Here is a 9,668-nt window from a genome sequence, read left to right on the forward strand (position 1 = left end):
GCAATGGGGTCATGCCCCATTGTCGCTGCCATGCCGGTGATTGCCGGGCTGGGCGCGTCAGCCTGGCAGCAGGGTGGCGATATGCCCTGCGCGCGGGTCACCACCGCCCGCCAATACGTGGGAAAACAGTGCCTGTGTGGCCTCAGGGCCCGTGTGGTGTTGCACCACCAGCCAGGGCTGTGGCCCTGCCGATACGGCGGTGCTGAACTGGTTCCAGGACGCCACAAGGCGTTCGTTCAAACCCTGGGCGCCCCAGTCGGCGTGGCGCTTTTTGACCTGTGCAGGCGCGAAGAACATCACCGGGCGTGGGCCGGGCAGCTGTCCGGCGCCGCCCAAATCGCCCACATGGCTCGCGCCCACCGAGCAGCTGTAGGCCAGGCCCGTGCAGTGGGCATGGATGCGCTGGCGCAGGCCCACGCTGCCCGCAAAATCGATGTACACGCTGGGCGTGGCGCCGTCGATCTGGGTCAGTGCGTCGTAGGTCACCACGCGGTCGTAGCAACCCAGGCTTTCACAAAACGCCACATTGCCGGGCGAGGTGAGGCCGATGACCTCGATGCCCTCCCGCTGCGCGAGCTGGAAGGCAGTGCCGTAGGCCGTCTTGCTCGATGCGCTGGACAGCAGCATGCGCTGTGCGCCAAAGAGCTGCTGGTCGGCCAGAAAGTCGTCGATGAGCCACGAGGTGATGAACAGCGGCCGCAGCAGCGCCTGCACATCTTCGTTGTCGGCGCGGTACAGCCCATCGGTGCTGCTGCGCAGATAGTGGTTGTAGACCGCATGCAGGCCCGCGCGGTGCGCGGCGCCGTCGCTGAAGCCTGCGGCGTTGACGCGCTGGGGCGACAGCACGGCCTGGTCGGCCATGGGCCAGTAGCCGTAGAGGCGCTCGCCCACCGCCACATCGGCATGGCGCGATTCGCTCACCGTGCCGAAACCCCACACGGGCACGATGCCCCAGCCTGCCTCGCCCGTGGGGAAGAACTGCCAGTAGTTCAGCATGTCGCCCAGCGCGGCGTAGGTGATGTTGTTGGCTGTGAGGGCAAAGGACTCGACCCGAATGCGGACCTGGCCCTCGGCCAGTGGGGTGTCGTCGGTCGTGGTCAGGCGGGTGGTGGCCAGCTGGTCCTGGCGCACGAGGAGGGTGGTGGTGCTCATGCTGCCACGCTAAACGAAAGCAGGCCTGCACTCAAGCGGGGCGCGCCGCCTGGGCGACAGGTGTGCGGCGTGCAGGAGCGCTCAGTCCCCCGTGGGCTGGGCCAGTTGCTCGAAAGGCAGCGCCTGCTTGACCAGGATGACCGTGCAGGGCGCGTCGCGCGCCACCCGGATGGGCACGGTGTCGATAAACCGTTGCATCTGCAGCCCGTGCGTGGCGGCGCCCAGGATCATCATGCTCACGTGGTTGCTGGCCGCGTAACGCACCAGCGCCTGGGCCACGTCGCCCGATTCGAGCACGTGGTAGCTCACCGGATGTCCTGCCAGGTCCAGCCCCTGCGCCCATTGGCGCAGGCGGGCCATGTGCTGGCGGTGCAGCGTGGTTTCACTGCGCTCGCTGTCGCTGGTGCTGCTGGCGCCGGGCGAGATCACCGTCACGCAGGCCAGCCTTGCGCCGGGGCGTATGCCCAGTGAGCGCCCTACGGCCTGGCGCAGTGAGTACAGCGTGGCATCGCTCACATCGGCATGGGGCACGGCCACCAACAGGATGGGCGTGTCCTCGATCTGCTGCGCGGGCAGGGGGCTGGGCCGGTAGTGCATGCCCGCTGCGCGCAGCCAGCGCTTGAAGTGCGTGGAGAGCGGTGTGCGTTCTGTGCGTTCGCCGCGTTCGGTGATGAGCACCTGGTCGGGGTTGGACAGGTCGAACGCCAGGTGGGCGGCCGATGGGTAGCGGTTCGAAGCCTCGGGCTCCAGGCAGCGCAGGATGATCTCCTGCAGCCAGGGCGGGATGTCTGCGCGGTGCTTGCGCGGTGGTGCGGGCGTCATCCACAGGCGCTGGCGCATGCCGCCGCGGGTGGTGGGCGCGCCAAAGGGCAGCTCGCCCGTGGCCAGCTCGTACAGCATCACGCCGATGGCGAAGATGTCGCTGCGCGGGTCGCCGCGCACGCCCACCACCTGCTCGGGCGCAATCCAGGCGGGCGAGCCCACGGCCTGGCGCATTTCCTCGGCCAGCAGGTCGGGGTAGTGCGCGTGGCACGAGAGGCCAAAGTCCAGCAGCACGGCCGTGCCGTCCTCTTTGATGAGCACGTTGGCGGGTTTGAGGTCCAGGTGGCACACGTTCTGCTGGTGCAGGCTGTGCGCGGCATGGGCCGTGGCCGCGCCCAGGCGGGCGATGGCTTGGATGTCGCGACGACCGGGCGTGTCCAGCAAGTGCTGCAGCGTCTGGCCGGGGATATATTCCATGACCAGGTAAGGCAGGCGCACCAGGTCGCCCGCCGCCACAAAACGCGGCACATGCGGGCCACTGAGAACGGGCAGGATCTGCAGCTCGACCTCGAAGCTCACGATGTTCTCGGCCCCATCGCCCACCGTCATGCGCGGGATTTTCATCGCCATGGCAAAGCCGGGGCTGCGGTCGGCCTGCGCGTATTCAACAGCGTAGATGTGGGCCATGCCGCCCGCGTGGATGCAGTCCACCACGCGAAAGCCGTCGATCTCGGTGCCGGGTTCGAGCAGTTTCATTGGCCATGCTCCAGCCTGTCGGCATAGAAAGCGGGCAGGCCCGCCGCGCGGATGGCGGCGGCGGCGGCCAGGTGGTCGTAGGGCACGCGGTAGAAGGTGATGTGCTTGGCGGCATCGTCAAACACGGCGTACATGGCGCGCGCATCGCCGTCGCGCGGCTGGCCCACCGAGCCCACGATGCCCAGCCACTGGCGGTGCGGCGGCACGGGCACCGGCACGCCGGGCTCGGGCGCAAAGCGCATGAGCTTGGCGGTGGGTGTGAGGAAGTACAGCACCTGCTCATGCACATGGCCGCAGAACACGTAGCGAATGGCAGGGTCGATGCCCTGGGCGGCGGTCATGCTGCGTTCAGCGGCGTTGGAGTCCTCCACGTAGCGCCATTGCTCCGGCATGTCGGCGCTGGCATGCACCAGCAGCGCGCTGCTGCCCAGACGTGCGGTGAGCGGCAGCGACTGCAAAAAGGCGATGTGGCTGTTGCCGAGCTGGTCGTGTGTCCACTGTGCGCCCAGCTCGCTGCGGTTGCGCGGGTTGGCGGGCGGCGCCAGGGCCATGGCATCGTGGTTGCCCAGCACGCACAGGGCGCCTTGCCGGGCCAGGTCGCGCACCTGTTCCACCACGGCTACGGGCTCGCCGCCGTAGCCCACCAGGTCGCCCAGCAGCGCAAATTGTTCGGCGCCCTGGGCGCGGGCGTGTTGCAGGCAGGCGGCGAGGGCCTGGCGGTTGGCGTGGATGTCGGACAGCAGGGCGATTTTCATGGTGTTGTCTCCAACCCCATCATCGCGCGCATGGCTGAATGCCAGCTTGCAGGTGGCAGCGCTTGCCCGGATTCAAAGCAAAAATAGCTGCTGCCGCCCGTCTGTAGGGCGGTAGCAGCTATGGATTTGATAGCTCAGAGGCTGCGCTGTGCGGCAGGTGCTTTGTCCAGCGCCAGCACCAGGCCCAGCGCGATGATTGCGGGCAGCGCCTGGCTGAAGAAGATCTTGGGCGCTGCTGTGGCGGCGCCAAACACCCCGGCCACGATCACGCAGGCCAGGAAGAAGATCTTGAACACCCGGTTGCCGGTGAACAGCCCCCAGAACAGCCCGGCCGCCAGAAACCCGTTGTACAGCCCCTGGTTGGCCGCCAGCGTGGTGGTGGCGTCGGCCAACTCCTGGGTCAGGTTGAAGGTCTTCATGCCCAGCGGCTTGTTCCAGAAGAACATTTCAAGCACGAGGATGTACACATGCTCGATGGCCACCAGGGCCACCGCGATGCGGGGGATCAGCAGGCGGCCCATCGTCTTAGACGATCGTGATGGTCACGTCGATGTTGCCGCGCGTGGCGTTGGAGTAGGGGCAGACCTGGTGGGCGGCGTCCACCAGCTTCTGGGCGGTTTCCTTGTCCAGGCCGGGCAGGCTGATGGCCAGACGGGCAGCGATGCCGTAGGCGTTCGGGATGGGGCCCAGGTCCACTTCAGCGTCGATGGACACGTCTTGGGGCACGGGGATGCCGATCTTGCCGCCCACGGCCTTCATCGCGCCGATGAAGCAAGCTGCGTAGCCAGAGGCAAACAGCTGCTCGGGGTTGGTGCCGGTGCCGGAGGTGCCGGGCGAGGACAGCTTGACTTCCAGGCGGCCGTCATCGGTCTTGGCGGCGCCATCGCGGCCACCGGTCACGTGCGACTTGGCGGTGTACAGGACTTTTTCGAGCTTGGTCATGGTGTCTTCCTTGCGGTTGTTGCCCACAGCGGGCGGTGGAGGGAATCGGTTCTTGCGTTGTCTGCAGGCCGTCAGCGTTGCTCGCTGAGCCGGTCTCGCAGCTGCTTGAGTTCGGTGGTCAAAGTGGTCAGCTCGGCAATCGAGCACTGGCTGCTTTGCAGCACGCATTGCGGGATGGCCTCGGCCTGGTCGCGCAGCGCGCGGCCTTGCGACGTGAGGGTGATGCGCACGCGGCGTTCGTCCTGCACATCGCGCAGCCGGGCAATGTGGCCCTGCGCTTCCAGGCGCTTGAGCAGTGGCGTCAGCGTGCCAGAGTCCAGAAACAGGCGCTCGCCCAGCTCGGAGACGGTGACGCCGTCCTGCTCCCACAGCACCAGCATCACGAGGTACTGCGGGTAGGTCAGGCCGATGCGGTCGAGCAGGGGCTTGTAGAGCTTGGTCATCGCCAGCGAGGCGGAATACAGCGCAAAGCAGACCTGGTTGTCCAGCCGCAGGATGGCGGGGCTGGGGGTGTGGGGCGTGCTGTGGCTGGGCATGGGGTGAATTGTGGTTGTTAATTAAATTGTGTGCAATTTAATTTTGCAAAACCTTGTTGCGGGCGAGGTTGGACAGAATGGGGGAGTGTGGAGACTCAGCCGGTGGTAGGCACGCGCCCGCTCAGCGCATGGCAAAACATGATTGCTATGTTTTTAATAGCGTATTTGGCATGATGGATGCGCGGGAAGGGGCATTTTTATTTGAATTTTCGCCCGACCCATGTGCGTGACGCCAGTCGACCCCGTCCGTAAGAATGGGGTCGGGGTGGGGTGTTGGTGTCGCGTGGCAGGGCCCCCAGCTGCGCCCTTCGTTCACCGCCCGCTGAACTGCGCGGGCCGCCGCTCGACAAACGCGCGCACGCCTTCGGCGGCATCCTCGCTGTTGGCCAGCTCTCTTTGCACCGGGATGAAGTCCGCCACTGCGGCGGCCTGGCCCTGCTCGATGGCCTTGAGCACATTCAGGCGCGTGGCCACCACGGCGCGCGGTGCCTGGGCTGCAATGCGCTGGGCGATGGCCAAGGCATCCTGAAGCTCCTGCCCGGCGGGCACCACTTTTTGAACAAAGTTCAGCCGGTACGCCTCGGCGCTGCCGAACTCGTCGGCGGTCAGCAGGTGCAGCAGGGCGTTGCCCGTGCCTGCGCGCTCGGCCATGCGCAGCGTGGCGCCGCCCGTGGCCATGATGCCGCGCTGCACTTCCATCTGCGAAAAGCGGCAGTTGTCGGCCGCCACCACGATGTCGGCACCCAGCATCAGCTCGATGCCCACGGTGAAGCAGATGCCTTTGACCGCCACCACCATGGGCTTGGTGCGGCGCCGGTAGCCGGGCAGGCCGTAGTCGTGGGGCTCCACCAGGCCTTCGGGGATGGCTTTCTCGCCGCGCTGCATGTAGGCGCTCACTGCGGGCAGGTCGAGCCCGGCGGTGAAATGGTCGCCAAACGCGTGGAGTACGCCGACGCGCAGGTCGGGGTCGTCATCCAGGCGGGTGTAGGCCTCGGCCAGCTGGCGGAACATGGGGGGCGTCCAGCCGTTGCGCTTGGCCGGGCGGTTGATGCCGATCAGCAGCACATGGCCGATGACCTGGGTGTCGATGTTGCCCTCGGGCGGGGGCGTGGTGGGGGTGATGTTTGTCATGGGCGCAGGTCTCCTGGCCCATGATTGAAAACGCTTCAAACGCTGCGCGCCGTCTCAATCGAGACAGCGCAGCCGATTCAGGCAAGCGGCCTCCAAAACCGGCGCGGCGACTTACCAGCGCCCCCGCGCAAGGGCCGCCCCGCCGCGCTGGGGGCGTCCCCCGGGGGGGAAGGCGCGAAGCGCCTCAGGGGGGTTAGTAGGAATACACGCCCTGGCCCGTCTTGCGGCCCAGGCGGCCTGCCGCGACCATCTCTTTTAGCAGCGGGCAGGGGCGGTACTTGCTGTCGCCAAACTCGGTCAGATACACATCCATCACTGCCAGGCACACATCCAGGCCGATCATGTCGGCCAGCGCCAGCGGGCCGATGGGCTGGTTGCAGCCCAGCTTCATGCCTGCGTCGATGTCTTCGGGCGTGGCCAGGCCCTCGGCCAGCACGAAGAAGGCCTCGTTGATCATGGGCACCAGAATGCGGTTGACCACAAAGCCGGGCGCGTTCTTCACGGTGATGGGGCTCTTGCCCAGCGCCTCGGCCAGGGCCTTCACGGCGTCGTGCGTGGCGTCGCTGGTCTGCAGGCCGCGGATGATTTCCACCAGCGCCATCATGGGCACGGGGTTGAAGAAGTGCATGCCGATGAACTTGTCGGCGCGGCTGGTGGCGGCAGCCAGCTTGGTGATGGAGATGGACGAGGTGTTGGATGCGATCAGCACCTCGGGCGCCACGATGGCATCCACTTGCTTCAGGATCTTGAGCTTGAGTTCGTAGTTCTCGGTGGCGGCTTCGATCACGAGCTGCGCAGCCTTCAGGTCGTCATAGCTGGTGGAGGTCTTGATGCGCGCCAGGGCCGCAGCCTTGTCGGCCTCGGTGATCTTTTCCTTCTTGATCAGGCGGTCCAGGCTGCCCGCCACGGTGGCCAGGCCTTTTTGCACTGCAGCATCCGAAATATCGACCATCACCACGTGGATGCCCGACACCGCACAGGCCTGTGCAATGCCGTTGCCCATGGTGCCTGCGCCGATGATGCCTACGGTCTGAATCGTCATATAGAGAGCCCTCTTCAAAGTGAAACGGATGGGCAGAATGGTAAGGCGAATCGCACGACCGTTCGGTTATCGTGCGTCAAACCTGAACCAACAAGCCGCTGCGCAGCATGGCGGAGGAGACACAACAACATGTTTGACTACATCGTGATCGGTGGCGGCTCGGCGGGCTCCGTGCTGGCCGGCCGTCTGACAGAGAACCCCGCCGTGCGCGTCTGCCTGCTGGAGGCGGGGCCTGCCGACAAGAGCGTGCTCATCCATTGCCCCGCCGGGCTGGCCGTGATGGCCAAGTTCGAGCTCAACGGTTGGGGCTTCAACACCACGCCGCAGGCCGCGCTCAACAACCGGCGCGGCTACCAGCCACGCGGCAAGGTGCTGGGGGGCTCCAGCTCCATCAACGCCATGGTGTACATCCGGGGCCAGCATGCCGACTACGACCACTGGGCTGCACAGGGCAACCCAGGCTGGGGCTGGGAGGATGTGAAGCCCTACTTCGTGCGCGCAGAGCACAACGAGCGCGGAGCCAGTGCCTGGCACGGCCAGGGTGGCCCCTTCAACGTGGCGGACTTGCGCGCGCCCCACCGATTCAGCCAGTATTTCACTGACGCGGGCGTGCAGGCCGGGCACCCGCACAACACCGACTTCAACGGCGCCACCCAAGAGGGCGTGGGCCTGTACCAGGTCACGCACAAGAACGGCGAGCGCCACAGCGCAGCCAAGGGCTATCTCACGCCGCACCTGGCGCGGCCGAATCTGCAGGTCATCACTGGAGCGCATGCCACGCGCATCCTGTTCGAGGGCACGCGCGCCGTGGGCGTGGAATACCGCCAGGGTGGCGCGATCCAGCAGGTCCGCGCCGGGCGCGAGGTGCTGCTGAGTGCAGGCGCGCTGCTGTCGCCGCAACTGCTGATGCTGTCGGGCGTGGGGCCTGCCGCGCATTTGCAGCAACACGGCATCCCGGTGCTGCACGACCTGCCGGGTGTGGGCCAGCACCTGCACGACCACCCTGACGTGGTGCAGGTGCTGGATGCGCCCGAACTCAAGGACCTGTTCGGCCTGTCGCTCTCAGGCATGGCGCAGACGCTGCGCGGCATTGCCGAATGGCGCAAGCACCGCACGGGCATGTTGACCACGAACTTTGCCGAGGCAGGGGGTTTCATCAAGAGCGACCCGTCCGAGCCCGCGCCCGACCTGCAACTGCACTTTGTGATCGGCAAGCTGGTGGACCACGGGCGCAAGACCGTGTTCGGCCATGGCTACTCGGCCCACGTATGCCTGCTGCAGCCCAAGAGCCGGGGTTCAGTCACGCTGGCCAGCCGCGACCCGATGGCCTTGCCCTTGGTCGACCCGAATTTCCTCGCCGATCCCGATGACATGGCGCGCATGGTGCGTGGCTTCAAACGCACGCGGGAGCTCCTCATGCAACCTGCGCTCGCGAAGTTCGGCGCCAAGGAGCTGGCGGCTTCGGCCAGTGCGCGCAGCGATGCCGAGATCGAGCAGTTCATCCGCCAATACGCCGACACCATCTACCACCCGGTGGGCACCTGCCGCATGGGGCCCGGTCCGCTGGATGTGGTGGATGCCCAGCTGCGTGTGCATGGCCTGTCGGGCCTGCGCGTGGTGGACGCATCGATCATGCCGCGCATCGTGAGCGGCAACACCAACGCGCCCACGGTGATGATTGCCGAGAAGGCGGTGGACCTGCTGCGCGCGGTGGCCTGACTTGGTTCGCGGCATGCATGGCGCCGCCCACCCGGACCGTCAGGCCTTGAAGCGCTTGCGGGTCAGCGCCAGCGCCACCCAGAAGGCCACCACCGTGGTCACCACCAGCACCAGGCCATGGCGCAGGGGGTGGGCGGGCCACTGGTCCATGAACAACGGGCGCACCAGCTCCACCGCGTTGGTCAGCGGCAGCCAGTCGGAGATGGCGCGCACGATGGGGGGGAGCTGTTCGCGCGGAAAGAACACGCCCGACAAGAACATCATGGGCGTGAGCACCAGCGTGAAGTAGTAGGTGAAGAAGTCATACCCCTTGGCCAGCGCATTGAAGATGAGTGCAATGCTGGAGAACATGATGCCAACGAACAGCAGCACTGGCCACGCCACCAGCAGCTTGGGGCTGTGGCTGATGCCCAGCGCCAGCATCACGCCCAGGATGGCGGTGACGGTGAAGAGCGCCTTGAAGGCGGCCCACAGCATTTCGGCCAGCACCACATCGTCCAGGCGGATGGGTGCATTCATGATGCCGTCCCAAGTTTTTTGCACATGCATGCGCGAGAAAGCCGAGTACAGCGCCTCGAAGCTCGCCGCGTTCATCGCGCTCATGCAGATCGAGCCGCTGGCCAGGAACAGGATGTAGGGCACCTTGGCATCTCCGCCTGCCGCGCCCACGCTCACCTGCCCCACCAGGGCTCCCATGCCGTAGCCAAAGGCCACCAGCCACATCAGCGGCTCCGCAATGTTGCCCACCAGGCTGGGGATGGCCAGCTTGCGCCAGACCAGCAGGTTGCGCAGGAACACGGGCCACCACCGCATGGACAGGCTGGGTGGGCGCCATGCGGAAGGCTGGGGGGGCATGTTGGCGAGGGCCGGGGT

Annotated in this window: 10 protein-coding genes; 1 reads left to right on the top strand and 9 read right to left on the bottom strand. The window is 66.5% G+C overall.

Annotated elements, in window-relative coordinates:
• Positions 1 to 57: 57 nt before the first annotated feature.
• The 8 genes from DBR12_RS04595 to DBR12_RS04630 form a co-directional block, all read right to left on the bottom strand.
• Positions 58 to 1,152, bottom strand: a complete 1,095-nt coding sequence (locus tag DBR12_RS04595) for a DUF2855 family protein (RefSeq protein ID WP_108616167.1) — start codon at positions 1,150 to 1,152, stop codon at positions 58 to 60.
• A gap of 81 nt (positions 1,153 to 1,233) precedes the next feature.
• A complete protein-coding gene (locus DBR12_RS04600) occupies positions 1,234 to 2,670 on the bottom strand; it encodes a bifunctional serine/threonine-protein kinase/universal stress protein (RefSeq protein ID WP_108616168.1) in 1,437 nt (478 codons plus the stop codon).
• The gene (locus DBR12_RS04605) at positions 2,667 to 3,425 is read right to left on the bottom strand and encodes a metallophosphoesterase (protein ID WP_108616169.1); all 759 of its coding nucleotides are present in this window, start codon (positions 3,423 to 3,425) and stop codon (positions 2,667 to 2,669) included. The genes DBR12_RS04600 and DBR12_RS04605 overlap by 4 nt, the downstream gene beginning before the upstream one ends.
• A 134-nt stretch (positions 3,426 to 3,559) precedes the next feature.
• Positions 3,560 to 3,946: a DUF1304 domain-containing protein gene (locus DBR12_RS04610; RefSeq protein WP_108616170.1), complete on the bottom strand. Its 387-nt coding sequence runs from the start codon at positions 3,944 to 3,946 to the stop codon at positions 3,560 to 3,562.
• Between the two features lie 4 nt (positions 3,947 to 3,950).
• Positions 3,951 to 4,367, bottom strand: a complete 417-nt coding sequence (locus DBR12_RS04615; RefSeq protein ID WP_108616176.1) for an organic hydroperoxide resistance protein — start codon at positions 4,365 to 4,367, stop codon at positions 3,951 to 3,953.
• A gap of 71 nt (positions 4,368 to 4,438) precedes the next feature.
• Positions 4,439 to 4,903: a MarR family winged helix-turn-helix transcriptional regulator gene (locus DBR12_RS04620; protein WP_108616171.1), complete on the bottom strand. Its 465-nt coding sequence runs from the start codon at positions 4,901 to 4,903 to the stop codon at positions 4,439 to 4,441.
• A 312-nt stretch (positions 4,904 to 5,215) separates the two neighbouring features.
• The gene (locus DBR12_RS04625; protein ID WP_108616172.1) at positions 5,216 to 6,034 is read right to left on the bottom strand and encodes a crotonase/enoyl-CoA hydratase family protein; all 819 of its coding nucleotides are present in this window, start codon (positions 6,032 to 6,034) and stop codon (positions 5,216 to 5,218) included.
• 193 nt (positions 6,035 to 6,227) lie between these two features.
• Positions 6,228 to 7,076, bottom strand: coding sequence for a 3-hydroxybutyryl-CoA dehydrogenase (locus DBR12_RS04630; protein ID WP_108616173.1), 849 nt, complete (start codon positions 7,074 to 7,076; stop codon positions 6,228 to 6,230).
• A 129-nt stretch (positions 7,077 to 7,205) separates the two neighbouring features.
• Between DBR12_RS04630 and DBR12_RS04635 the strand changes: the two genes are divergently transcribed.
• The gene (locus DBR12_RS04635) at positions 7,206 to 8,795 is read left to right on the top strand and encodes a GMC family oxidoreductase (RefSeq protein WP_108616174.1); all 1,590 of its coding nucleotides are present in this window, start codon (positions 7,206 to 7,208) and stop codon (positions 8,793 to 8,795) included.
• A 39-nt stretch (positions 8,796 to 8,834) separates the two neighbouring features.
• Here DBR12_RS04635 and DBR12_RS04640 read toward each other — a convergent pair whose 3' ends face one another.
• Positions 8,835 to 9,650 (bottom strand): ABC transporter permease, encoded by an 816-nt coding sequence (locus DBR12_RS04640; RefSeq protein WP_108616175.1) that lies wholly within the window; start codon positions 9,648 to 9,650, stop codon positions 8,835 to 8,837.
• Positions 9,651 to 9,668 lie beyond the last annotated feature (18 nt).

It is taken from the genome of Acidovorax sp. HMWF029, assembly GCF_003060895.1.
In the GTDB taxonomy this organism is placed as follows: Bacteria; Pseudomonadota; Gammaproteobacteria; order Burkholderiales; family Burkholderiaceae_C; genus Acidovorax.